The following is a 23,827-nucleotide window of genomic DNA, read 5'->3' as shown; positions in this document are numbered from 1 at the left end:
GAGGTGAAATCCAACTCATATTGTGGTAGAGTCGGTGAAGACTACACAGAAGGAGGAGTTATTATGGCTAATATTTATGATATAGCACATGAACTTGGTAATACGATTAAAGAAAGTGATGAGTTTAAGGTATTAAAGCAGTTACACGAGGAAATTGAAAAGGATCCAGCAGCTAATCAAATGCTCGAAAACTTCCGTCACATGCAAATGGATCTTCAACAAAAACAAATGCAAGGAATGCAAATAACTGAAGAGGAAGCTCAAAAGGCCCAACAGTTATTTGAGTTAGTGCAACAACAACCAATCATTTCAAAGATGATGGAAGCAGAGCAGCGCTTAAGCGTCATCATTACAGATATTAACCGTATTATTACGGAGCCATTAGAGGAATTGTACGGAAAACCTGAACAATAAGAACAACTAATGATGTTCTATTCTAGCCCCCGTTTTCATAGTCTTTACTATAACGTATGTCACGTTCGTAGTAGAACAATGAGAAGGGGGATTTTTGTGGCTTATCGTCTATTAGCTCTAAATATTGATGGGGTTCTTTTACGTTCCAACGCTCGACTTAGCCGACAAACTAAAGATGCAATCGAATATGTCAAAAGTAAAGGTGTATATATAACATTAGCAACTGATCGACCGTTTCCAGCTGCTAAGAGAGTTGCAAAAGCTTTAAAGTTAGATACATGTTTAATTACCCATGACGGCGCTTATTTAGCTTCGGAACTTGATGAACCTATTTTTGAAAAACGTATTCATGAGGATAAGGTATTTCAAATTGGAGAAATATTGGAAAACTATACTTGTCATATCCGACTCCTTCATGAACGTTATGGAATAGGTAATAAATTACGAAATAAAAGTCAGCTCATGGCAAAAATGACAATTGGAATTGGCGATCCGTTATTTTATCCAGTTACTTTTGTTGACTCCATTTGTGATTACATCTTAGATAACCCGATTGCACCTCCTAAGATCCAAATTCAGTTTTTGGATAAAGAACAGCAGCTTGAGGCGGTAGAAGAAATTGAAAAACAAGTTTCTAATATTAATGTTATTCAGTCTCAAGATGGACGGATTAGTATAGTACCTGAAGGGGTTTCAAGGGTTAGAGGATTGCAACGATTAGGACGTGAACTTGGTATTGGGTTGGATGAAATGGTAGCGATTGGATCAACTGAAGAGGATATTGATGTTATTACACAAGTAGGTTTAGGGGTAGCGATGGGAAATGCGCCTAAATCGGTTCAACAAATAGCTGATTGGGTGACCCGTTCAAATAATATGCATGGAGTAGCGTATATGGTTCGTGAAGTGTTTCGAAAACAGTTGAAACTAGAAAAATAATATATTTGAATTAAAGCAAAATGAGGCTGATCATTTATCAGCCTCATTTTTACGTGGTCTAGCTACAGGCTCTAGCCCCTCAAGGTCAAATGTTCTGGTAGGACAAAAGTCAAAAAGCGAACTTTTACCTACCAGAACATTTGCTAGTCGGGGCTGTACGAGAGCCTTCCGCTTTTCAGGTCTAGCTACAGGCTCTAGCCCCTCAAGGTCAAATAACCTGGTAGGACAAAAGTCAAAAAGCGAACTTTTACCTACCAGAACATTTGCTAGTCGGGGCTGTACGAGAGCCTTCCGCCTTTTTAGGTCTAGCGGTGAAATAGAATTAGTTTTCCAGCTCTTGTTAATCGGTGTGTGTGCTCACTATAATTTCCTTCTGCAAGCTTTTGTTCTCCGACTTTTTTGGCTTCTTCATCATTAGCTGCTTGAATTGTTTCATTTAATAACTGTTCACCTGACTGGTCATAGACCGTTAAATAGTAATCTGCCATCGTTATCCACCTCTAACACGTTATTAGACTTGTAATAATATTTTAAATTCAAACGCTTACATATTCAAGTGTAACATACTAGAGAATAGTGCTTTTTAGGATTGTTTGACTTTATTAGCGCTAAGTTGTTTTGATAAACTAGAAGTTTTATATTAAATATCATGATTTAACGAACGGAATTCCCAAAATTTGAAACAAAACGCTTATTGGAACGTATATAAAATAAATCAGTATTATTGGAGGTTTAGAATGAGTTTAAACATAGAGAATTTAACAAAAAAATTTGGAAAAACTAAAGCTGTCAATCAATTAAACTTAAATATTGAAAAAGGACAAATGTTTGGTATGTTAGGAGCGAATGGAGCTGGTAAAACAACAACATTTCGGATGATACTAAGTCTACTAGAACCAACGTCTGGGTGTATTACATGGAGTAATGAAAAAATTAACTATAAAACAAGCCAATTAATAGGGTATTTGCCAGAAGAGAGAGGGCTATATCCAAAATTGAAAGTGGCTGAGCAATTAGTCTATCTAGGTAGATTAAGAGGTATGGAAAAAAAAGATATTTTAACAGAGATGCACGAGTGGCTAGAACGTTTTAAAGTGCCAGAAAATGCAAACAAGCTAATAGAAGAATTATCAAAAGGTAATCAACAAAAGATTCAGTTTATTGCCTCAGTCATACACCGACCCGAACTTCTTATTCTAGACGAACCTTTTAGTGGGCTTGACCCTGTAAATGTAGAATTATTAAAAGAAGCAGTACTAGACCTTAATAAATCAGGAACAACAATTGTTTTTTCAAGTCATCGAATGGAGCATGTAGAAGAATTATGTGAACAACTTTGTATTTTGCATCACGGTACTCCAGTAGTGGAAGGACGTTTGAGGGATGTGAAAAAATCTTTCGGCAAAATGAATGTCGTAATACGAGCTGATTTTCCTTTAGATTTTCTTGACCAATTTGCAGGGGTTCTTAAGGTGAAACATACAAAAGAAGGGGCAGTAGTTCAAATTGCTAATGAAGATACGGCACACCAGTTGTTTCAAGTGTTAGCTACTAAAGGTTTTGTTCGAAAGTTTGAAATTGAAGACCCATCCTTACATGATATTTTCCTAGAAAAGGTGGGGGCACATTATGAATAAGTTTTTTATCGTTTTAGTACATACATATTTATCGAAACTAAAGTCGAAATCATTTCTAATTTCAACAGCAATCACTTTACTTTTTATTTTAGGGTTTATGAACTTTGACCGAATTATATCAGTTTTTGACCAGGAACAAAGTGAAACTAGTGTTGTTTTAGTTTTGGATGAAACAGGGGAACTCTATGAAGCGTTAGAATCTAATATGACGATTATAAATCCAACAATTGAGCTAAGAGAGTTTCAGGATGCAGCAGCTGAAGCTATTTCGTTAATAAAAGATGGGGAAGTAGAAGGTATGATAGAACTTTCCTTAAGTGCTTCAGGGTTACCACAAGGAACATATCAAGCGATGACAGTAGTTGAGCAAATGCTTCCTTGGCAATTAGAGCAGGCTCTTCAACAAGTGAAAGAGGAAAGGGTTACATCAAATCTGAATTTACAACCAGAAGAAGTGGCCAGTATTTATGCACCAATTGAATTTGAAAGAATTGCAATTGCAGAAACAGCGAAGACCGAAACAGAACTCAATCAAGCGAGAATTTTTGTCTATATTTTACTATTTATCATTTATTTTTCAGTCCTCATGTTTGGGAATATGATTGCTACGGAAATCGCCATTGAAAAGTCATCAAGAGTAATGGAAATCTTAATCTCGAGTTCTTCTCCAATTCAACAAATGTTCGGGAAGATTTTTGGAATTGCATTACTTGGTCTCACTCAGTATGCTCTTATTTTCTTAGTAGGTGTCCTTTCTCTAAGGCAACGGCTGTCTACAGATGCGTTTGGTCCTGAACTAGGAGAAATGATAATCGGGCAAGGTCTTCCACTTCATTTAATTGGCTATGCATTTTTATTTTTTATTCTTGGTTATTTTCTATATGCAACGATTTCGGCTATGTTAGGTTCCCTTGTTAGTCGAATTGAAGACGTTAATCAGATGGTTGCACCGATGATCTTATTAATCGTAGCTGCATTTTTTATTGCGATGTTTGGATTAACTAATCCTGAAGCAAAGATTGTTACGATTACATCGTTTATTCCATTTTTTGCACCAATGATTATGTTTTTACGTGTAGGTATGTTGTCTCTTCCTTTATGGGAAGTGCTACTCGGTGTAGGAATTCTCCTTGCAACGATTGTTTTAATGGCTTGGGCTGGTGCCCGTGTATACCGAGGAGGAGTTTTAATGTACGGAAAGTCATCTTCGTTAAAAGACTTTAAACGAGCATTGCAGTTGTCCAAAAAGGAAAAGCAGTAAAATAGTTTGTTTAGCCATTTAAATTACAACTTACAATTTTGAAGTTAAATCATTAAGTGCTATAATTTTACAATATAACTAGAGTGAAAGGAGGCGATGGGAGTGTTTGAAATAACGTTTGATATACCAATTCTTTGGTTATTACTTGGACTTTCGATGGTTTATATAACAGCAGCATTATCGAAAAAAATAGTGTATTTGCAGTTTCAGCAAAAGTATTATGGTAACGAACATGATCCAGATGTAAACAAGATCAACTTTTTTTCACCATTTCTCATCGTCCAATCATTTATTTTTATTAAGAGAAACATACCGAACTTTCGTGATAGGAATTCAAAGTGCGATGATGAGGCAGCCTCTTTCTTATTATTGATCTAATACGTTCAATAATAAGGAGGGTGTTCATTGAAAACAATCATGTATAAATATAGTATCATCCTGTTAGTAATTGGGTGTGCGTTGCTACTTTCTAGTTGTGGAGCACAGACAACGCAACCAATCACAGTTGAATCTACAGGAATATGGAATCATTATTTCGTGTATCCATTATCGTGGTTAATTACCTTTGTTGCGACTTTATTTAATGGCAGTTTCGGACTATCCATTATTTTTGTTACACTCTTTATTCGGTTAAGTATTTTACCATTAACGATAAAACAAAGTCGAAGTAGTAAAGCGATGCAAGTCATTAAACCTGAAATGGACGCATTGAAAAGTAGCTATAATATGAAGGATCCAAAAGAACAACAAAAGTTTCAAAAGGAAATGTTAAGTGTTTATAAGAAATACGGTGTTAATCCTATGGCAGGATGTTTGCCACTCTTTATCCAAATGCCAGTATTGATGGCCTTTTACTTTGCCATCATGAGAACAGAAGAAATTTCAAAACATACATTTTTATGGTTTAACCTTGGTAGTCCAGACCCGCTTTATATCTTACCGATTGTTGCGGCCCTTACTACTTGGATACAAGGTAAATTAACGATGCGTAATTTGCCAGAGAATATGCAAGTCACAATTTATATAATGCCTGCCATGATTTTAATGGCTGCAATTGCTATGCCATCAGCTTTATCGTTATATTGGGTTGTTGGTAATGTCTTTATGATTGTACAAAGTTATTTTATATACGGAAAAGAAAAGTCAATCGAATTAAAAGCATAAAGTAAATGAAAGAGGGTGACATGAAAACGTCATCCTCTTTTGTTTTGTAAACGTTCTCCCAATAACTGAATTCGATGAAAAGGTTAATGAGAGGGAGAACGTCACTTTGAATAATAAACAATACATGCACTCCAATTGTTAGACATCATTTAAAAATTGGGGTGTTTTTATTGGAGAAATATTAAAAATTGATCGTCATTTCATATTAATAGTATATCTTTTATAATAATGGATAGAACACATGTTCACTTTTTGTTATAATTAATATGTTAACCATTATTTGTAATAGGTGGTGAGAGGATGAAACCCTTGCTTTTTATTCATACTGCAGATTTACATCTAGATAGTCCATTTAAAGGCTTGGCTCATTTGCCTGAGTCGTTATTAAAACAAATACATGAAAGTTCTTTCAACTCATTTCGAAAAATGATTGATATAGCTTTGGAACATAACGTTGATTTTATTATTATTTCTGGGGATTTGTATGATAATGAAAACCGAAGTCTCAAAGCTCAACTTTTTTTACGAAAAGAATTTGCTCGACTTGATCAACGAGATATCCCTGTGTTTATCATTCACGGGAATCATGATCACCTTAGTGGGGATTGGGTGACTATTACTTGGCCGAAAAACGTCCACGTTTTTTCAAATGAATTGGAGTGTAAGCGATGGGTGAATCGTAACGGAACTTCAGTTCATTTATACGGATTTAGTTATCAGGAAAGAGAAGTATTAGAACGAAAAATCGATCATTATAAAAAAGTCGATGGAGCAGACTATCATATTGGATTGCTTCATGGCCAAGAACAGAACATTACAGGTCACAATCCATATGCACCGTTTCATTGGTCGGAGTTGGAAGAAAAAGAGTTTGATTATTGGGCATTAGGACATATTCACAAGTTGACTAAACTGAAACCAACCATTTTTTATTCTGGAAATATTCTAGGCAGACATCGAAAAGAAACAGGAAAAAAAGGGTGTTTGCTAGTTGAATTAAATGATACAAAAGAAGTTTCTACCGAATTTATTGAGACAGCACCGTTAATTTGGGAAACAATTGAACTTTCTATTAATAAAATTACATCAGCAGAACAGTTTTTTACATATTGTGACCAACGCATCGACGAAATACGAATGAAAAACGGTAGCTACATGTTACATCTGAATTTTTCTGGTGAAGGACCAGCTGCAGAAGTATTAGAAGAAAAAGTCCAAATGGATGAGTGGATTGAACACGTTAATAGCGATCAAGGTTATAATAATACGTTCGTTTGGATTAGTTCATATGAAAATAACACAAAAAAGAAATGGGATATACAGCAATTATTACAGCAGGAAGACTTCTTAGGTGATATTACAAGAGTGACTGAACACTTGGCCGAAAGTTCTCCAGAAGATATAAAAGAGGTCTTAAAGGAATTATATGGACATCGCAAAGCTAAGCAATTTTTACAGCCATTGAATGATGATGAGTATGAAAAACTACTTCAAGACGGAAGAGATTTGATCTTAAAAGAATTGTTAAAGGAGTGGGGTTCTTGAATATAAAAAAACTACATATTTATGGTTTCGGAAAATTTTACGATATTCAAATTGACCTCCTCTCTTCAAATTTACAAGTTATTTTTGGTGAGAATGAAAAAGGAAAGTCAACAATAAAAACGTTTATTACTACGATCCTATTTGGATTTCCAACAAGAGCTCAAGCTGGTGCACACTATGAACCGAAGCAAGGAACGAAGTATGGTGGGCAGATAATTATAGACATAAACGGTTTAAGTGAAATTACAATTGAAAGACAAAAAGGAAAAAACGGTGGAAAAGCAATTATTTATTATGAGGATGGAACGATAGGGGGAGAAGAGGCATTAAATCAATTGTTAGGAGGAATGGATAAAGGTTTATTTACAGGTGTTTTTTCCTTCAGCGCTAGTGACCTTCAAAAAATGGAGCAGCTGAAAACAGATGAATTGAACCGCTATTTACATGGAGCAAGTATTTGGGGAAAAGGATCATTAAATGAACTTGAAAAAAAGATAGAAAAAGGGCAACAGGATCTATTTAAGCCAAGTGGGAAAAAACCAATACTTAATGAAAAACTTCAACAGTTAGAGGTCACTCGATATGAGTTAAAGGAAATGGAAGGACAACTAAAACAATATGATGAGTTGTTATCGCAACGAATAAACTTAAGAAAGCAACAACAAGGTGTGAATAACACCGTTACAGGCCTAAAAGATAAACTGAAAATTCAAGAAAAACTAATACTTATGGACCCTTTATATAGAAAAGAGAAAAGCGTTCTTTCTCAATTAGAGCAACTTCCGTCAGTAAACCATTTTCCATTGCATGGGATTGATCAAGTAAAAGATAGTATTACTAAAGAACGAGCCCTTAAAGAACAGTTTAATGATTTAGAGGTCAAAATGACAGAGCTAAAGAAACAGTTAAAGGAACTGACATTGAGACCTGATTTTGGAAAAATAAAAGAGCAAGCTGTATTAATAAAAGAAATGTTATATGAATATGAACGGTTAAAAGAGGAATTAACGAGTTTACAACTGGAGTTACGTAAACTAGAGCAATTGATAATCGACCAAAAAGGAAGGTTAGGTAAGGAGTGGAATGACGATTTAATCCTACAAACACAAACGAGTTTAACGGCAAAGGAAGAGTTAAAAAAATTAACTCAAAGAGAAAGAAAATCAGACTATGAAAGAGAGCAAATAGAGATTGAGCTTAAAACTAAATTATTAAAACTAGAGCAAACTAAACAAACGCTTAAAGACATAACTTCAGAATGTTTATCTAGTGAATATCAACTGAAATTACAACAACAAATCGACCAGGCAAAAGCGGATCGGTCTAGAAGACAAGAACTTGAACAAAAAATCCAATGGCTCAATGGACAGTCAAAAGACGCACTCGATTATGGAAACACAAGAGTTTTTAAAATTATAGCCATCGCTTTACTCGTAATTAGTGGGTGGTTGTTGTATATACAACAGTGGATTCCTTCCATACTTACGTTTGTATTTGCAATTATCATGATGTACGTGAGTGGTAGACCTAAAGGCAGAGAGAATAAGCAACACCACCAGCAACTAGTAGAATATGAAAAAGAACTAGAAGGGATAAAAACAACAGATGATCTTGAAAGAGAAATAGGTTTGATAGAGCGAGACCTCAAAGAGAATATGGCAACAGAACATCAGCTAGAAGTATGGAATAAACAGTGGACGCAAGAGGAAAGGGAATATAATTTATTAGTAGGAGAAATTGAAACATGTGAAAATGAAATCCAACTTATAGTTAATCAATTAGTTTTGTGGTGTGATAAACACCAGTTTGTGCATTATGGAAGCTGTGAACATCAACTAGAATTGTTTGATGTTTTAGTTGAAGTGAAGCAAAATATGAATAATAAAAATTACTATAAAAAGAGACGAGAAGAAATTCATGAACGAATGGAACTGATTAATGAGATTGGACAGCAATTAGCGGCTAAGCTGAAAATTGATCAGATTGGAAGTTTATCTGTTCTTGTTCATAAAATTACAGAAACAGTCGAGAGAGAACAACAAAAGAAGATTCAGTTCAATGAAGTTCAAAAGAACATAAAGATGGTTGCATCGGAAGTTGAGACACTAAAAAGAAAAATTCAATATTTGCAAGAGGAACGATCGAATTGGATATTGAAAGCTCATGCCAAAGACGAAGAAGAGTTTTTCTATTTTGCAGATGTAGCAACTGAAAGGCAAACACTTGAAAAGGAGTTGTTAATCCTCCGTTCTCAACAAGCACAATTTACACTAGAACCATTAACCAAAGAGCAGGTAAAAATTTATTTAGATCAGGCTAGCGTCAGCATTGAAGAAGAACTTCAAACATTAACTAAGCAATTAAAGCAAGCAGAAGCAGAACAGTCATTGCTCGAAAACCAAATTGGGCGGATTGAACAAGAAATAGAACAGCTAGAAACAGGGAATAACCATTCTCAATTAAGACAGACATATGAAATAAAGAAGGAAGAGTTTCAATCAGTTGCTAAGGAATGGGCAACATTCCGTATAAGTCATTTGATTTTAAATAAAGCGAAATCAATCTACGAAACAGAAAGGCAGCCTGTTGTTATTCAAAAAGCGAAAGAACTATTTTCAATAATGACCAATCGAGAATACGTTAATTTATTTGCACCTGTATCGGAAAGTTCTTTTATTGTTGAGCGATCTGACGGTATGCGCTTTACACCAGATGAGTTGAGTCAAGGAACAGGTGAACAATTGTATTTATCACTTCGACTTGCACTTGCGTTAGCGTACCAAGCACCTTCTCCAATGCCAATCATATTAGATGATATTATGGTGAATTTTGATGATGGAAGGAAAGTAAGTGCAATTCGGGTGATCAAAGAGGTCGCAAAGAAGCATCAAGTATTATTTTTCACCTGTCACGAACAGATCAAAGATCTTTTTGACCTCGAGGCAACGATGGTATTGTCGTAGTCATGTTTCTTTATTAAAGAGAATAGATTTGATAAAATATCAATGTATTATCGTGATACATCTGTTAGAAAGGTATCAAGGAAATCCTACTTAAGAATAGTGGGATTTTTTCATATCAAAGCTAGCTTAATAATGGACAACTTGTAAATCCTAGGAGGGATTAGAGGATGAGTCAATATATTGTACATTTAGTAGAGGATGAAGAAAATCTTTCTCAAGTATTAAAAGCTTATTTAGAGAAAGAAGGCTGGATTGTAAAAACCTTTAACAACGGAGATGATGCGGTTCAAGCAATAGAAGAGAAGCCACATTTATGGATACTTGATATAATGTTACCTGGAACGGATGGTTATCAAGTTTTAAAGGCTATTAAAGAGCATGGGGACACCCCTGTTATTTTTATTTCGGCTCGTGATCAAGACTTAGACCGTGTATTAGGCCTGGAAATGGGTAGTGATGATTATTTAGCAAAACCATTTTTACCACAAGAATTAATTATTCGAACAAAAAAATTATTAGCGCGAGTTTATGGAACAGGTCAAGTTGAACAACGGAAAATAGAGTTAAATGATTATCTTATCGATCCCGTTGGAAGAACTGTAATCGATAGGCATGGACCAACTGATCCAGTAGATTTAACGACGAAAGAAATGGATCTAATTTTACTTCTAACAGGTCAAGTTGGAAAAGCCTTTTCACGTGAAGAAATTATTGAGTATGTATGGGGAGAGAACTATTATGGATCTGAACGCGCAGTTGATGATGTAGTAAGACGCGTTCGTAAAAAGATGCCTCGTGTTCATTTAGAAACATTATATGGTTATGGGTACCGTGTTTTATCCTCATGATTAGAGTAAATTTAACCCAGAGAATTTGGCTTTCATTTATCTCAATAATTGTCTTGGTAGGTCTATCGATTATTATTATTTATCCCATTTCTATTAAAGGAACACTTACTGATGAAACGTATCGAATTATTGAACAAGAACAAGCTCGATTTGCCAATCCGTATAGTGAGTATTTCACACCACCACAATCGGAAGTCGATTTTATTGAACGTCGGGAAGCAGAACGATCGGTTGGACATTTATTTGTCATTAATCAATATGGAACTCGTCGAGGAGATTCTGTACCGAACGAAGTACTCCAAGAAATGGGAGAAAACGCATTTGCACAAGAAACGACAAGAGGTCGATACGAATTAACTTACGGCGGAGCAACTTTATTTTATGTTATTACGAAAATAAAAACGACAAATGAGGAAGCGTACCAAATATCTTATATGTGGGATACGTACCGTGATCGAATGGTTAATCGGTTATGGGAAAGACTGCTGTATATTTTGTTACTTACGAGTGCACTAAGTTTATTGCCTGCTATTTATTTAAATCACTATTTAAGACAGCCTTTAACGGTACTAGGTAATCACTTTGAACAAATAGCGAAAAGAAACTGGCAGGAATCGTTTATTTGGAATGGAGATAAAGACTTTCAAAAGTTGTCCTATCAGTTTGAACGGATGAGACAAAACTTGATGCGTTATGACAGGGCACAAAAGACATTTATTCAACATGCATCGCATGAACTTAAGACCCCAATTATGGTTATAAAAAGTTATGCTCAAAGCGTCAAGGATGGTATCTTGCCGAAAGAGAATATGGAAAGTACGATGAACGTCATTCTTGAAGAAGCGGATCGAATGGAACGACGCGTAAAGGATATGTTGTATTTTACGAAACTAGACGCATTAAAAGATGAAGATCCTATTCGTGAAGAAATCATATTTGGTGCAATTGCGTTTCACTTAGAAGAACGATTTCGTGTTCAACGTGAAGATGTAGCCTTTATTATTACGGGTGCCGATGTTAAGTTCAATGGAGATAAGGAACAGATTCAAGTGTTGCTAGAAAATTTCATTGAGAATGCGCTGCGTTATGCAAACGAAAAAATATATATTAAAGCTGAAAAATTGGATCAATCTGTTAAATTGACCGTTAAAAATGATGGTGAACAGATCCCAGCGAATGATGTTCCTAATATTTTTACGCCATTCCATAAAGGAAATAAAGGACAGTTTGGTTTAGGTTTAGCCATAGTAAAGCGAATTGCTGAACTGCATGGTGGCTATCCTGGCGTCGAAAATAAAGAGACAGGTGTCTGCTTTTTTGTTGTACTACCATATGAAGATACGAAGAAAAGAAAAATTAAAGTAAAAAAAGAGGACTAATAGAAAGCTGGTTAACGAATGATCGTTATCTAACTTAAAGGAACAATGTGATATACTAGAGGAGATAAAATTGTTGAAAGTGGTGGAAGTATGGGTAAAGGAATTGTCCACTATCGAACAGGGGATTCTTTAGATAGTTACTTTCTAATTAAAACAGCTACAAAAGGAGTGGCTAGTAATGGGAAGCCATTTCTAACGTTAATATTAAGTGACAATACTGGAGAGATTGAGGCCAAGCTTTGGTCTTGCTCGCCTGAAGATGAAGCAACATTTATTAGTAAAGAAATTATTCATGTCATTGGAGAAGTTTCCGAGTTTCGAGGGAGAAACCAATTAAAGATAAATAGTATCCGACCTACAACGGCAATGGATAATGTGAAAATTGCAGACTTTATTAGATCTGCTCCAGTGTCACCAGAGGAAATGCTAGAGAAAGTGACTCAATATGTGTTTGAAATGACGAATGCAAACATTCAAAGGATTACAAGACATCTGGTAAAAAAACATCAAGAAGCATTCCTTGAATCGCCTGCAGCAACGAAAAATCATCATGAGTTTGTTTCTGGTTTAGCCTATCACGTTGTGTCAATGTTAGATTTAGCTAAATCGATTGCGACGCTTTACCCTAGTATAGATACAGATTTACTCTATGCTGGTATTATTCTTCATGATTTAGGTAAAGTTCGGGAACTTTCTGGGCCGATAGATACAGTGTATACAATTGAAGGTAAACTTCTTGGACACATTTCAATCATGGTCAATGAAATTGGTGAAGCGGCTAAAGAGCTGAATATAGAAGGAGAAGAAGTATTAGTTCTACAACACCTTGTTCTTAGTCATCATGGAAAAGGAGAATGGGGTAGTCCGAAACCACCACTTATTCGTGAAGCTGAAATTCTTCACCAAATTGATAATATTGATGCAAAAATGAATATGATGGATCGAGCACTTGAACGAGTTCAACCAGGAGAATTTTCAGATCGTATCCAAGCACTTGAAAATCGTTCCCTTTATAAGCCTTCATTTCATGAAAAACCATTAGATATATAGTTTTTTATTGTACATGAACTGGTAGAAAACAAAATATAGATATAAATAGTCGTATTACTTCCTTTAAGACTGGTAAAAATATCATAAATAAAATCTCTTTTCCAAACAGTAAATTAGACATACAAAAAAAAGACAAGCATAGATTAGTAGAAAGAACTGTTTTAGGAAGGGAGATTTACATGAAAAATAAGCAAATACAAATGATAGTCCTCTTATGTATCGGTCTTTTACTTTTCTTTGTATCTGGACTTGACTTTAATTCAGTTGTGCTATTGAATGTGGACCCGTGGTGGATGTATTTTGTCGTGTTAGGAATTTTTGTTAGTGCCTATTATTTTATGAAACATTCCGTAGAAGATAAAAAAATTGATGAAGAATTTATTGAAAAAGAAGGTCAAGTGTTTATGGAACGCATCGAAGAAGACCGTGAAAAAAGAAAAAGATTGAGAGAAGAGCCATAAGTGATTTCACCTATGGCTCTCTTTTTTATTCTAATCTGTAGCGATTAGCAGTATGTCGCACCGACAATCACTAATAAAATGAACAATACAACGATTAATGTGAACCCTCCAAATGCTGGCTTTGGAGTTGGAACTTTAGACATTTATATCATCCTTTCACTGACTTTTTTAATATCTATACAATAACCTATGCAATATATTCGAAGTTGTTCTAGGCGAATGTGGAAATAAAAAAACAGGTGAAACAATCGTTTCACCTGTAGGATATTTAAAATAGGTCTTTAAATTGTGGATCATTTACTTTTATACTTGCTTCATTGTATAACTCGTCCATTACTTCCTCATACGATTTAACAATGACACGCTTATTCGTAACTTTTATAATATGGTAACCGAATTCGGATTCAACAAGATCACTAACTTCACCAATTTCTAGGTTGAAGGCAGTTTCTTCAAATTCAGGAACCATTCTTCCTTGTCCAAAGTAGCCCAGTTGACCACCTCTTTGAGCCGAACCTGTATCAGTTGAATATTCAGTTGCAAGTTCCTCAAAATCTTCACCAGCATTAATTTTGTCAAGAACTTCGTTAGCTGTTTCCTCATCTTCAACTAGAATATGACTAGCCTCGACTTCAATTTGGGATTCATCGATATTTTCCATATCAGCTTCATCGATATCTTGTGTCATTAAACTTTGAATGGCAAGATTCGAGATTATATATTGATCTTTAAATTCCTCAATAGATTCAACAGGTAATCCAAATTGCATTTGAAGGATTTGAAGTAATTCTTCATCTGTTTCGACTCCGAATTCTGCCTTAAAGGTATTTACTTCTTCTTCCACTTTAGCTGAATCAATGTCTGCAGCGGTAATAACATGATTCAAAATTTGTCTTTCAACCATTTCTTTTAATAAATCATCACCATGTCTAGCTTTTAATTCTTGAAGGAATTCTTCCTCCGTTACTGTAACATTTGTTCCTTCAACGATCGCTCCACCTTGTGTATCGTTATTAGCACAAGCTCCTAATAATAACGCACCAGTTAAACTAAGCGCGATAATGCTTTTTTTCATATACCTGTCCACTCCTCAACCGAATAAGTTTTCACCATTTTCATGCACATTCTCTACTATAACATAAACTTTATTGAAATGAAAAAATGATTAGGTCGCCTTCATCGTTTAACACAATTGGGGCATTTGCCCAGTACATTCAGACGATTTATGCATAGGATAAGGTAACGAAGCAATGAGGAGGTGTTATAGATGTCTCACGCATATTACGGTGGCTTCGCGTTAATTGTGGTGTTGTTCATCTTATTAATCATCGTTGGTGCATCTTGGTACTAAGAAGAATGCCGTTAACAACCCTCAGTCATTAACTTCTAGTTAATTGGATCAACAGGTGCATCTTTAGTTGAATAAGAAAGCCTATTTAAATCCTAAAATCATTTAAAGGAGGATGTATTATGTCACACGGACACACTGGTGGATTTGCGTTACTTGTTGTTTTATTCATCTTGTTAGTAATCATCGGAGCTAGCTGGGGATACGGCGGTTACTAATAAGTAAACAAAAAAGGATGAGGCGACCAGCCTCATCCTTTTCACTTTCTATTCTTTTGTTTCAGGCGGCTTTCTCTTCCAGAACATTTACTGATCGGGGCTAAGCAAACGCCTATCACTTTTCTATTTAGGTAAACAGTATCTTTACATATGTTGATGTTAATAAAATGGTAATTAATACATTTATCGTACGAAAGACAATAGGTTGTCTTTCTTCGGGAATTTCTTTTTGCATACATAAAGCATTCGTCATAGAATTAAAAATAAAAAGGATAAATAAGGCAAATATAGCAAATATAAAAAGCATGAATGAGCCTCCAATATATTTAGTAAAAATAAGATAGACGTAAGATAGCATATTCTTATAAAATTACTTTAACAAAAGATGAGTGAAAAAGATAGTTGTTAGCTTGAAGTTCTATAGTTCCACGAAGGTAGGGTGGTGTAGTTTGAAGAAAAAAGTAATTAATTGGAAAGTAAGTTTTTTTGTTTTGGCAAGTATTAATGGTATTATTATTATTACTGCTCTAATTTCACTCTTCACATTATTTCAACCAAGAGATAACGAAGAAAGCTTATTGATTGATGATTTCAAACCTGAAGCTCATTTTACAATTAAAACAACAAGGGATGAATTAAATCAACTTCTCGCGCTAAAGCTTAATGAAAATCCAAACCAAGTTGTTAATTACGGTGTTGTGTTAACAGATGAACAAATTGAATTTGAAACTACGATTCCGGTACTATCTACGAATATGGGAGTTCAAGTGAACATGGTTCCTGAAGTTGCTCCTAACGGGGATTTATTGTTACACATTTCGACAATATCGATGGGACAATTTCAATTGCCACAGCATATCGTACTTCAATTGTTAAATGATTATCTTTCTTTTCCACCGTATGTAAATGTATATTCTGCCGAACAAATTGTACATGTCATTATGTCAGAGATTATAGAAGATGAAAATCTTTCATTCTACTTTGAACGATTTGATTTACTTAATAATGAGATTGAACTACGAATGAAAGTACACTAAACTATAGGCTGACTCAATAAAGGATGTAAACAATCTTACGAGTCAGCCTCAAACAACTTAGCTTGCTCTGTTCAGTAATATGTGAAACTCATCATAGTGGTCTTCAATAAAAGATGATTTGGGAGCTCTGATTAAGTAATTTACATAAATAATATCATAAATACTTAGTCCAAAGTTAATTGCCGAATAAATAACAAAATAAGGAAGATGTTCTGGTGATACAATCGAACCAATCGTTGTGATCGTCGTGATCATGATTAAAGGAAATAAAGATGCTGTAATACAAAGTCTTTTTGAAATAGTATTAGGAATGAAGCAAAATAAAATCGGCATGAACTTTCTCTTTTTTATAGTTAATTTAGCCTTTTTACCACAAAGCCAAATCGGTACACAATGTAACAGCTTATGTATCAGAGGAACTAAAAATAGTCCAATGATAAATGAGAGCACCCCGTATTGATTAACGTTAGTGACGTCAATAAATGAACTTAAAAACAAATAATAAATAAGAAAAAATAAAATAGCAGAAGTAATGGATACGATTTTTAATCGAGTGTTACCAAATTCACGAGTAATATTAACAGATTTCCAGCAAAACAAGGTGAATTGCACCTCCTTAATCTATTTGAATAATTTACGACGATTTTGCTAGAAAATCAATAGGTATGACAAAAATATTAAATATTCTTTCTTTATTGACAATTGGGAAGGTGAGGGAGTAGGTGGTGAAGGTGTATGATGAGGAGTATTTAAAAAGGTTGCAATTTCAACATAGGTTGTTATTAAAAATGGTCGATAGAGAGGCTTATCCGTTCTATGCATTAGCACTTGAAAATGACTTATCAGAACTCGAAGTTGAGCAAGTACTGTTATTATGTCAAGAACTGCAAAAAGAATACGAGGAGCAGTGTGAACTGGGTTTTGTCCATCATACACCGCTACTCGTACATTTTGTTGGAATGCTTCCAGAAAAATTACCACTAGATGAAACATTAAAATCTTTAAAAGCACAAGACTTGTATACAGAATTAGTAGAAGTTTTGCTAAGAGCCATAAACAGGATTGAAAAGGAGTCAAAAAGTACTTAGGACTTCATTCCCCCCCACAACAACTGGCAGTAATACCCTCACTTCAAGATTTCTTTAATTGCTCAAAGTCTTGAAGTGGGGGTAGAAGAAAACCCTCACTGATGGAAGCTTCACTTTATCTAGTTTCCGCAGGTTGCTGAGGCTTCAATACTCCATCTTCATCTGTAAACTCATGTTCAAACTTATCAAGAGTTTTTTCGAAAATATCCATAAAATCAGGACCATATATATGGCGAACGATACTCATGATCTCAGAAAACTCAGGAAATTTACCATACAAATCTTTGATAGGTAGTGCGCCACCATAAATACTGTAAGTTCCTGGGTTATAGCATTCTAACGTCTTCAGTAAAAGTTCTTCCCCTGCTGGTGTTAAATACACATACGTATTTCTTTTATCATTTTCTTTTTTCGAGAATGTTAATAAACCCCGTTCCTCAAGCTTTTTGGAAAAGTTGAAGGCTGTTGAAACATGCATCACTCCAAATTTCGCTATATCAGAGATTGAAGCCCCCTCTAAGTGATAGGCAATCCATAAGATATGATGTTCGTTAATGTTTAAATCGAACGGTTTAATCCATGACTGCCAATCTTTTTCAACAGACTTCCACAAAGCCTTACTTAGCTGAGCAACCTTGTGGCTGAACATTATCGACTGCTTAATAGAGTAAGGTACGTTATGGTCCATTGTTCTCCCCCATTACTAAAAAATTTTTTTACTATATTTTCTTTATATTATGACAATAAATTGTATATTAATAAAGAGAAATTTTATATTTTTTCAAAAAATTCGATATTTTTATGAATGATTATTCAATCAGACGATTAACTTTTTGCGAAATAGTTACGGTCGTTGTCCTTTTTCAATGGTTTCTTGTAAGTTATCAATTTCTTTTTGAAGTTGTTTTAAAGCAGGTTCGACTTCATGTCTCCAATCTTCGACTGAATCCTTCACTTCTTTAGAAACAATTTCGATGGCTTCCTTACTTATTCTTGCTGTTTCAGAAAACTGATTTTTAAGTGAAATACTTTGTTCTTTCGTTTCATTGACATTTTGTTTAATTTTATTAACTGAGTCGATAAGTTAAGCTTGAACCTCTTGGCCAGATCTAGGTGTTACTAAAAGTGTTGTGATACCTGCAATGGCACCACCAGTAATAATTCCACATAAAAACGACTTGATCTTCATTTTTTATTCCCCCATCATTCGATAAAAAAATTAGTAAACTATGCAATTTGCCGACATATAATAGTTAAAATACAAAATTTTTTTACTTACATTAAAAGCCTAATTGATAACTTTAAAGGAGGCTTACAATGAGTGGATTAATTTTTGCTTTCTTTGCATGTGCGGTACTGTTACTTTTTAGTACGGGCTACACTTTGTTAAGAACCGTTGAGCGAGCCCAAGATAACGATGAAAGGAAAAAGTGGAGACGATATGGATTAAAGATGGGTGTCTCATCGGTCTTCCTTTTTGGGGTTGCCATATGGTTAATGATTATTTATTATTAAATTTTTAACAAAGCACCTCCACTTTTGGAAGGTGCTTTTATTGATTGTTATTGATTTTTTTTGAAAGTTATCATGAATTGGCGTAGTGCCTCACAAGCTTCAACGGGAACAGAATTATAAGTTGAAGCTCTACAACCACCTACAGAACGGTGTCCGTTAAGACCTACAAAACCAGCTGCTTTTGCCTCCGCTAAAAACTTCTTATTTAATTCGTCGCTTTGAAGGTTAAAAGTAATATTCATAAGGGAGCGACTGTCTTTTTCCGCATGGCCGCGGTAAAACCCGTTGCTTTCATCGATGGCATCATAGATTAACTTAGCTTTCTCAACATTTCTCGTTTCTACAGCAGTAATTCCACCTTGTTCTATTACCCACTCTAAAACTTTTGATAACATGTAAATAGCAAAAGTAGGAGGAGTATTATAGAGTGAATTAGCATCTGAATGAGTAGAGTACCGTAAGATAGTTGGTATATCTTGTTTTGAATTTTCAAGTAATTCTTTTTTTACAATAACAATTGTTACACCAGAAGGCCCTAAGTTTTTTTGTGCTCCAGCATAAATCAATGAAAAATCATTTACTTGAATAGGTCGACATAAAATGTCACTCGACATATCAGCAATTAACGAAGTATTTTCAAAAACAGGGTACTTATGCCACTGTGTACCATATATCGTATTATTCGATGTGATATGGAGGTAAGCATCATCCTTATTAATGGCAATGTCTTCAACATTTGGTATTGAACAATACCCTTGTTCTTTTGTCGAAGCTCCAATAAACGTTTCTCCAATTAATTTTGCTTCTTTTAATGCTTTTTCTGACCATGAGCCCGTTAGTACGTAATTACCGATTTTACCTTCCTTTAAAAAATTCATTGGAATTTGTGCAAATTGAAGACTAGCACCACCTTGAAGGAAGAGGATTTCATAATCGTTTGGAATTTGTAATAGCTCTTTTAACATGGATTGAGCTCGTTCATGAACTTCTTCATATTCTTTACTTCGATGACTCAATTCCATAACAGACATACCTGTTTCTTTAAAATTTACAAGTTCTTCTTGTGCTCTCTTTAAAACTTCTAATGGTAATGCAGAAGGTCCTGCATTAAAATTGTATGCTCTCTCCAAGTCTTTCACTCCTTTATCTCTTTAAAACATTAATGTTTATAATACTCCTATACTATCATGAGAAGGAGTGGGATTCTATTATTATTTTTCAATTATTTATAAATTTGCATCTATTGAAAATATGGCTAGTTTATAGAACATTTTGATCAATAATAATACTTATAAACATTCTTTCGTAATAAGAAAAGAGGCTGAAGTTTGCAATTCAGCCTCTGTTTCTTATTTAATTTCAGATGAAATAGTAGTGGCCATTTTTTGTAGTTCCTCAAAAGTATATTGACTGCTATTGTTTTTCCATACTGCTCCAAAACCATCCCCTTCACCGTATCTTGGGATGAGGTGAATATGGTAATGGAAGACAGTTTGTCCAGCAGCTTCTCCATTATTATTGACGATATTAAGTCCTAGGGGTTTAAACTGTTGTTTAATAGCGTTTGCGATCTTTGGAACGACTGAAAATAGATGTGAAGCAACTTCTTCATCTAATTCAAAAATATTCTCCTGATGAACTTTAGGAATAACTAGTGTGTGGCCTTTTGTAACTTGACTAATGTCCATAAAAGCTAAAACATGTTCGTCTTCATAAACTTTTGCGGCGGGAATGTCTCCCTGTACAATTTTACAGAAAATACAGTTTGGATCAAAATTGGTCATCGATTATCCCCACTTTCTATTGGTATATTTTACTATAGATTAAGGATAACTTTTTATAGTTTAGGATGCAACTACGTTGAAAAAAGGGAGGAAATCAAAAGTAAGTAAACAAAGTGAAGTTCTCTGTTGTAAAACAGTATGAAAAATAAGAGAATTAACAATACAGAATATAGACACAGACTGAGCGGTTTGTTATAATTGTTTTAAAGATTATAAAAATACAAAAAAATTAGTGTGGAGAAGATAACAAGGGGGAGGAATTAATATGCATGTACCTTTAGTTTTAACACAATTTTTAGACAGAGCTGTTAGTCTTTATGGAGAGAAACTTGCAATTATTGATGACACAAGGGAATTAACGTACAATCAATTAAATGATAGAGTTAACCAACTTTCACATGGTCTGAAAGCGCTTAATATCAATAAAGGTGATAAAGTAGCATACTTAGCACCTAACACTATTGAAATGCTAGAAGGTTTTTATGGAGTTTACCAAGTTGGAGGGGTAATGACTCCATTAAACACTCGACTTAAGCCGGAAGACTATGTGTTTATATTAAACCATAGTGAGAGTCAAGTTTTATTTGTTGACGAAGAGCTTTTTCCACTTGTAGAACCATTTCTTAATGAGTTGGAAACGGTAAAAAAAGTTATTATTCATGGGGCGAGTCAGGCATTTGAAAATGGTGAAGGTTATGACGAGTGGTTAAACCAATACCCGACAACAGCTTTTGATCGAGTAGAATTAGAAGAAACAGATATTGCTAGTTTGTTATATACGAGTGGAACGACTGGAAATCCTAAAGGAGTATTACAAACACATCGCGCAAATTATTTACATGCTCTTAGCGTACAGCATCATTTAAAAGTAACTGACGAAGATAAATTACTTCATATTTTACCAATGTTCCATGTAAATGGATGGGGTTCTCCTTTCTATTATACAGCAAATGGAGCAACTCAAGTAATGCTTCGTAAAGTAGATGCAAAAGTAATCCTAGAAAAAGTTCAGAAATACAACATCTCTGTTATGCACATGGCACCAACAGTATTGAATATGATCTTAGAAGAATACTATCAATCGAAACCAACAATTGAACAAGATGTTCGTGTTGTGATTGCAGGTTCAGCTCCACCACCAGCTTTCGTTAGACGTGTAGAGGAAGATCTTGGGTGGGAATTTTTACAGGTTTACGGGATGACTGAAACTTCACCGCTCATTACGGTTTCACGCATTCGCTCACATCTAAGTGATTTATCAAAAGATCAACAATACCGATTAAAAGCAAAAACTGGTTATTCAATGATTGGTACTCAAGTTAAAGTAGTAGATGAGAATGGCGAAGAAATCCCGCATGATGGTGTTGCGATCGGCGAAATTGTCACAAGAACTAATGGGGTTATGGAAGGGTATTTGAAAAATCCTGAAGCGACAGCGGAAACGATCCGTAATGGCTGGCTTCACACAGGTGATATGGCTACGGTTGATGAAAATGGCTATATTGAAATTTGTGACCGCAAAAAAGATGTCATTATTAGTGGGGGAGAAAATATTTCTTCTATTGAAGTCGAAGGTGTTCTATATGATCATCCAGCGGTACTTGAAGCTGCTGTAATTGCTGTTCCTCATGAAAAATGGGGAGAGGTTCCACATGGTGTCGTTGTTCTTCGTGAAGGACAATCGCTTACAGAAGAAGAATTAATCGCTTTTTCACGTACGAAACTTGCAAACTTTAAAGCGCCAAAAGGAATTACGTTTACAGAAGCCTTACCAAAGACTGCATCGGGTAAAATTCAAAAAGTTCAAATTCGTAAAGAGTTCTGGGGCGAACGTACCCGCCTAGTAAACTAAAGGCAATTATGGGCTGACACATTTTCATGTGTCAGCTTTTTTTTACATCGTTTCAAAAGTTTAAGGTATTAATTAGGGTAAAATCCTTAGGAGGATTTAAAAGTGCCCAAAGCATCTGCTGAATAATGAAAATAGTACCGTAGTGCATTCATAGTGCCCGAAACAACGGTTGAGTGAAAGAGCTGGTAATTATAGAGGGTTCATAGTGCCCGAAACAACGGTTGGAGGCAAGGGAATGGGAACTATAAAGGGTTCATAGTGCCCGAAACAACGGTTGGAGGCAAGGGAACGGGAACTATAGAGGGTTCATAGTGCCCGAAACAACGATGGAAGCAAGAGACTGGGAACTATAGAGGGTTCATAGTGCCCGAAACAACGATGGAAGCAAGAGATTGGGAACTATAGAGGGTTCATAGTGCCCGAAACAACGGTGGAAGCAAGGGAACGGGAACTATGAAGGTTTTATCCTCCCCGCCTCTCCGTGTAAATCCTTTGGGTTAATTAGTGCAATATCCATTTACACGAAATAATTTACACTCGAGAAGAATTCAAATGGTCACATGAAAAGTAGTGAATCATATCAATAATTTCTGGGTAAAATTACCTTACTCTGCTTTCCTATCTTTCTTGTTTTATTTTGCTAGAACTTGTTTTCATTTTCGTCAAATCGCTTCAAGGCTCTATATGGTATATTTGACTTATCAGCAGGAGATTGGAGTGGTAGAGGTGAAAAGAAATATATTTACTATAGTTTTTCTACTAGTAGCAGTTTTGTTAGTTGGGTGTTCACAAGAACAAGCTACTGGGCATTCAGCCCATTCTTCAGGACACATTGAAGAATTTAAAGGTGATATACGAGAAACGACGGAGTCCATTGATGAACTTCCTACTTTCTTAGAACACTACCATACAAATATAATGGATATTTATGAACGAGTACCACATTATCAAGACTTGCTAGAACATATACCTTGTTACTGTGGATGTTCTGATTATGTTGCTCATCGACATACTTACGATTGTTTTGTTCATGAACATTTTGAGAATGGAAATGTTCAATGGGATGACCACGGGGCAAAATGTGGGGTATGTTTGGAAATTGCGTATTATTCAATGAAGTTCTATGATGAAGGTGCTTCCCCATTAGAGATTAGAAATATAATTGATGAAATGTATAAAGATGGCTTCCCAGAGCCAACGAATACACCGATGCCTGTATCTTAAACTAATTCATGTAAAGAGGCTGTCTCTTTAAAGTGTTATTAACCTTCCGTATAATCGATTTTATAGTGCATTTATTTTTTAAAGCAACTATATATCGGTA

27 protein-coding genes are annotated in these 23,827 nt (G+C 35.0%); 19 read left to right on the top strand and 8 right to left on the bottom strand.

Annotated elements, in window-relative coordinates:
- Nucleotides 1-63: 63 nt before the first annotated feature.
- Nucleotides 64-414 carry a YlbF/YmcA family competence regulator gene (locus tag BK574_RS13965; protein WP_075387544.1) on the top strand — a complete coding sequence of 117 codons (351 nt, stop codon included), beginning with the start codon at nt 64-66 and terminating at the stop codon, nt 412-414.
- Between the two features lie 96 nt (nt 415-510).
- Nucleotides 511-1,353: an HAD family hydrolase gene (locus BK574_RS13960; protein WP_075387545.1), complete on the top strand. Its 843-nt coding sequence runs from the start codon at nt 511-513 to the stop codon at nt 1,351-1,353.
- 305 nt (nt 1,354-1,658) lie between these two features.
- Here BK574_RS13960 and BK574_RS13955 read toward each other — a convergent pair whose 3' ends face one another.
- Nucleotides 1,659-1,841, bottom strand: coding sequence for a YhzD family protein (locus tag BK574_RS13955; protein WP_075387546.1), 183 nt, complete (start codon nt 1,839-1,841; stop codon nt 1,659-1,661).
- 249 nt (nt 1,842-2,090) lie between these two features.
- Between BK574_RS13955 and BK574_RS13950 the strand changes: the two genes are divergently transcribed.
- The 10 genes from BK574_RS13950 to BK574_RS13905 all read left to right on the top strand — a co-directional run bounded on the left by BK574_RS13950 (nt 2,091) and on the right by BK574_RS13905 (nt 13,661).
- Nucleotides 2,091-2,990: an ABC transporter ATP-binding protein gene (locus BK574_RS13950; protein ID WP_078429025.1), complete on the top strand. Its 900-nt coding sequence runs from the start codon at nt 2,091-2,093 to the stop codon at nt 2,988-2,990.
- Nucleotides 2,983-4,251, top strand: a complete 1,269-nt coding sequence (locus BK574_RS13945; protein ID WP_078429024.1) for an ABC transporter permease — start codon at nt 2,983-2,985, stop codon at nt 4,249-4,251. Before BK574_RS13950 ends, BK574_RS13945 begins: the two co-directional genes overlap by 8 nt.
- A 102-nt stretch (nt 4,252-4,353) precedes the next feature.
- Nucleotides 4,354-4,629, top strand: coding sequence for a hypothetical protein (locus BK574_RS13940; RefSeq protein ID WP_075387549.1), 276 nt, complete (start codon nt 4,354-4,356; stop codon nt 4,627-4,629).
- Between the two features lie 39 nt (nt 4,630-4,668).
- Nucleotides 4,669-5,415: a membrane protein insertase YidC gene (yidC, locus tag BK574_RS13935; protein WP_075387615.1), complete on the top strand. Its 747-nt coding sequence runs from the start codon at nt 4,669-4,671 to the stop codon at nt 5,413-5,415.
- Between the two features lie 300 nt (nt 5,416-5,715).
- Nucleotides 5,716-6,960, top strand: coding sequence for a metallophosphoesterase family protein (locus BK574_RS13930; protein WP_078429023.1), 1,245 nt, complete (start codon nt 5,716-5,718; stop codon nt 6,958-6,960).
- Complete coding sequence (locus tag BK574_RS13925) at nt 6,957-9,923, top strand: ATP-binding protein (RefSeq protein WP_158211661.1); 2,967 nt, start codon at nt 6,957-6,959, stop codon at nt 9,921-9,923. Before BK574_RS13930 ends, BK574_RS13925 begins: the two co-directional genes overlap by 4 nt.
- 167 nt (nt 9,924-10,090) lie before the next feature.
- On the top strand, nt 10,091-10,771 hold the full coding sequence (locus BK574_RS13920) for a response regulator transcription factor (RefSeq protein WP_075387552.1): 681 nt from the start codon (nt 10,091-10,093) through the stop codon (nt 10,769-10,771).
- Nucleotides 10,768-12,150, top strand: coding sequence for a sensor histidine kinase (locus BK574_RS13915; protein WP_078429021.1), 1,383 nt, complete (start codon nt 10,768-10,770; stop codon nt 12,148-12,150). The genes BK574_RS13920 and BK574_RS13915 overlap by 4 nt, the downstream gene beginning before the upstream one ends.
- 90 nt (nt 12,151-12,240) lie before the next feature.
- Nucleotides 12,241-13,200: a 3'-5' exoribonuclease YhaM gene (gene yhaM, locus BK574_RS13910; protein WP_078429020.1), complete on the top strand. Its 960-nt coding sequence runs from the start codon at nt 12,241-12,243 to the stop codon at nt 13,198-13,200.
- Between the two features lie 179 nt (nt 13,201-13,379).
- Complete coding sequence (locus BK574_RS13905) at nt 13,380-13,661, top strand: sporulation YhaL family protein (RefSeq protein WP_238457572.1); 282 nt, start codon at nt 13,380-13,382, stop codon at nt 13,659-13,661.
- A gap of 44 nt (nt 13,662-13,705) precedes the next feature.
- Here BK574_RS13905 and BK574_RS13900 read toward each other — a convergent pair whose 3' ends face one another.
- Together BK574_RS13900 and BK574_RS13895 are read right to left on the bottom strand one after the other, a co-directional pair.
- Entirely contained in the window at nt 13,706-13,804 is a 99-nt protein-coding gene (locus BK574_RS13900) for a YjcZ family sporulation protein (RefSeq protein ID WP_078429019.1), read from the bottom strand.
- A 125-nt stretch (nt 13,805-13,929) separates the two neighbouring features.
- Nucleotides 13,930-14,736 carry a peptidylprolyl isomerase gene (locus BK574_RS13895; RefSeq protein WP_078429018.1) on the bottom strand — a complete coding sequence of 269 codons (807 nt, stop codon included), beginning with the start codon at nt 14,734-14,736 and terminating at the stop codon, nt 13,930-13,932.
- A gap of 192 nt (nt 14,737-14,928) precedes the next feature.
- On the opposite strand from BK574_RS13895, the gene BK574_RS13890 reads away from it, so the two are divergent.
- The gene (locus tag BK574_RS13890) at nt 14,929-15,012 is read left to right on the top strand and encodes a YjcZ family sporulation protein (RefSeq protein WP_075387556.1); all 84 of its coding nucleotides are present in this window, start codon (nt 14,929-14,931) and stop codon (nt 15,010-15,012) included.
- A 119-nt stretch (nt 15,013-15,131) separates the two neighbouring features.
- Nucleotides 15,132-15,227 carry a YjcZ family sporulation protein gene (locus BK574_RS13885; RefSeq protein WP_075387557.1) on the top strand — a complete coding sequence of 32 codons (96 nt, stop codon included), beginning with the start codon at nt 15,132-15,134 and terminating at the stop codon, nt 15,225-15,227.
- A 127-nt stretch (nt 15,228-15,354) separates the two neighbouring features.
- Here the strand turns inward: BK574_RS13885 and BK574_RS13880 are convergent, their stop codons facing one another.
- A complete protein-coding gene (locus BK574_RS13880; protein ID WP_075387558.1) occupies nt 15,355-15,534 on the bottom strand; it encodes a hypothetical protein in 180 nt (59 codons plus the stop codon).
- 142 nt (nt 15,535-15,676) lie between these two features.
- On the opposite strand from BK574_RS13880, the gene BK574_RS13875 reads away from it, so the two are divergent.
- Nucleotides 15,677-16,264, top strand: a complete 588-nt coding sequence (locus BK574_RS13875; protein ID WP_158211660.1) for a YpmS family protein — start codon at nt 15,677-15,679, stop codon at nt 16,262-16,264.
- Nucleotides 16,265-16,321: 57 nt separating this feature from the next.
- Here the strand turns inward: BK574_RS13875 and BK574_RS13870 are convergent, their stop codons facing one another.
- The gene (locus tag BK574_RS13870; RefSeq protein ID WP_075387560.1) at nt 16,322-16,864 is read right to left on the bottom strand and encodes a DUF3267 domain-containing protein; all 543 of its coding nucleotides are present in this window, start codon (nt 16,862-16,864) and stop codon (nt 16,322-16,324) included.
- A gap of 122 nt (nt 16,865-16,986) precedes the next feature.
- Between BK574_RS13870 and BK574_RS13865 the strand changes: the two genes are divergently transcribed.
- Complete coding sequence (locus BK574_RS13865; protein WP_142247968.1) at nt 16,987-17,352, top strand: DUF1878 family protein; 366 nt, start codon at nt 16,987-16,989, stop codon at nt 17,350-17,352.
- A gap of 115 nt (nt 17,353-17,467) precedes the next feature.
- Here BK574_RS13865 and BK574_RS13860 read toward each other — a convergent pair whose 3' ends face one another.
- The gene (locus BK574_RS13860) at nt 17,468-18,040 is read right to left on the bottom strand and encodes an HTH-type transcriptional regulator Hpr (protein ID WP_075387561.1); all 573 of its coding nucleotides are present in this window, start codon (nt 18,038-18,040) and stop codon (nt 17,468-17,470) included.
- Between the two features lie 629 nt (nt 18,041-18,669).
- Between BK574_RS13860 and BK574_RS13855 the strand changes: the two genes are divergently transcribed.
- Nucleotides 18,670-18,867, top strand: a complete 198-nt coding sequence (locus tag BK574_RS13855) for a hypothetical protein (RefSeq protein ID WP_078429014.1) — start codon at nt 18,670-18,672, stop codon at nt 18,865-18,867.
- Nucleotides 18,868-18,914: 47 nt separating this feature from the next.
- On the opposite strand, the gene serC is transcribed toward BK574_RS13855, so the two are convergent.
- A complete protein-coding gene (gene serC / locus BK574_RS13850; RefSeq protein WP_078429013.1) occupies nt 18,915-19,997 on the bottom strand; it encodes a 3-phosphoserine/phosphohydroxythreonine transaminase in 1,083 nt (360 codons plus the stop codon).
- Nucleotides 19,998-20,216: 219 nt separating this feature from the next.
- Nucleotides 20,217-20,651, bottom strand: a complete 435-nt coding sequence (locus BK574_RS13845; RefSeq protein WP_078429012.1) for an HIT family protein — start codon at nt 20,649-20,651, stop codon at nt 20,217-20,219.
- Nucleotides 20,652-20,916: 265 nt separating this feature from the next.
- Between BK574_RS13845 and BK574_RS13840 the strand changes: the two genes are divergently transcribed.
- Together BK574_RS13840 and BK574_RS13835 are read left to right on the top strand one after the other, a co-directional pair.
- Nucleotides 20,917-22,503 (top strand): long-chain-fatty-acid--CoA ligase, encoded by a 1,587-nt coding sequence (locus BK574_RS13840; protein WP_078429011.1) that lies wholly within the window; start codon nt 20,917-20,919, stop codon nt 22,501-22,503.
- 726 nt (nt 22,504-23,229) lie between these two features.
- On the top strand, nt 23,230-23,727 hold the full coding sequence (locus BK574_RS13835; RefSeq protein WP_238458021.1) for a PCYCGC domain-containing protein: 498 nt from the start codon (nt 23,230-23,232) through the stop codon (nt 23,725-23,727).
- Nucleotides 23,728-23,827: the final 100 nt, after the last annotated feature.

The sequence above is a fragment of the Alkalihalobacterium alkalinitrilicum genome (assembly GCF_002019605.1).
GTDB lineage: Bacteria > Bacillota > Bacilli > Bacillales > Bacillaceae_F > Alkalihalobacterium > Alkalihalobacterium alkalinitrilicum.
Note: the sequence above shows the minus strand (reverse complement) of the source record. Positions and strands in the feature narration are given on the sequence as shown.

Coding starts and splice junctions, on each gene's coding strand:
- BK574_RS13845 (WP_078429012.1), bottom strand. CDS start 20,651: ATGACCAATTTTGATCCAAACTGTATTTTCTGTAAAATTGTACAGGGA.
- BK574_RS13900 (WP_078429019.1), bottom strand. CDS start 13,804: ATGTCTAAAGTTCCAACTCCAAAGCCAGCATTTGGAGGGTTCACATTA.
- BK574_RS13855 (WP_078429014.1), top strand. CDS start 18,670: ATGAGTGGATTAATTTTTGCTTTCTTTGCATGTGCGGTACTGTTACTT.
- BK574_RS13880 (WP_075387558.1), bottom strand. CDS start 15,534: ATGCTTTTTATATTTGCTATATTTGCCTTATTTATCCTTTTTATTTTT.
- yidC (WP_075387615.1), top strand. CDS start 4,669: ATGTATAAATATAGTATCATCCTGTTAGTAATTGGGTGTGCGTTGCTA.
- BK574_RS13840 (WP_078429011.1), top strand. CDS start 20,917: ATGCATGTACCTTTAGTTTTAACACAATTTTTAGACAGAGCTGTTAGT.
- BK574_RS13950 (WP_078429025.1), top strand. CDS start 2,091: ATGAGTTTAAACATAGAGAATTTAACAAAAAAATTTGGAAAAACTAAA.
- BK574_RS13920 (WP_075387552.1), top strand. CDS start 10,091: ATGAGTCAATATATTGTACATTTAGTAGAGGATGAAGAAAATCTTTCT.
- BK574_RS13885 (WP_075387557.1), top strand. CDS start 15,132: ATGTCACACGGACACACTGGTGGATTTGCGTTACTTGTTGTTTTATTC.
- yhaM (WP_078429020.1), top strand. CDS start 12,241: ATGGGTAAAGGAATTGTCCACTATCGAACAGGGGATTCTTTAGATAGT.
- BK574_RS13915 (WP_078429021.1), top strand. CDS start 10,768: ATGATTAGAGTAAATTTAACCCAGAGAATTTGGCTTTCATTTATCTCA.
- BK574_RS13955 (WP_075387546.1), bottom strand. CDS start 1,841: ATGGCAGATTACTATTTAACGGTCTATGACCAGTCAGGTGAACAGTTA.
- BK574_RS13860 (WP_075387561.1), bottom strand. CDS start 18,040: ATGGACCATAACGTACCTTACTCTATTAAGCAGTCGATAATGTTCAGC.
- BK574_RS13945 (WP_078429024.1), top strand. CDS start 2,983: ATGAATAAGTTTTTTATCGTTTTAGTACATACATATTTATCGAAACTA.
- BK574_RS13965 (WP_075387544.1), top strand. CDS start 64: ATGGCTAATATTTATGATATAGCACATGAACTTGGTAATACGATTAAA.
- BK574_RS13895 (WP_078429018.1), bottom strand. CDS start 14,736: ATGAAAAAAAGCATTATCGCGCTTAGTTTAACTGGTGCGTTATTATTA.
- BK574_RS13930 (WP_078429023.1), top strand. CDS start 5,716: ATGAAACCCTTGCTTTTTATTCATACTGCAGATTTACATCTAGATAGT.
- BK574_RS13905 (WP_238457572.1), top strand. CDS start 13,380: ATGAAAAATAAGCAAATACAAATGATAGTCCTCTTATGTATCGGTCTT.
- BK574_RS13890 (WP_075387556.1), top strand. CDS start 14,929: ATGTCTCACGCATATTACGGTGGCTTCGCGTTAATTGTGGTGTTGTTC.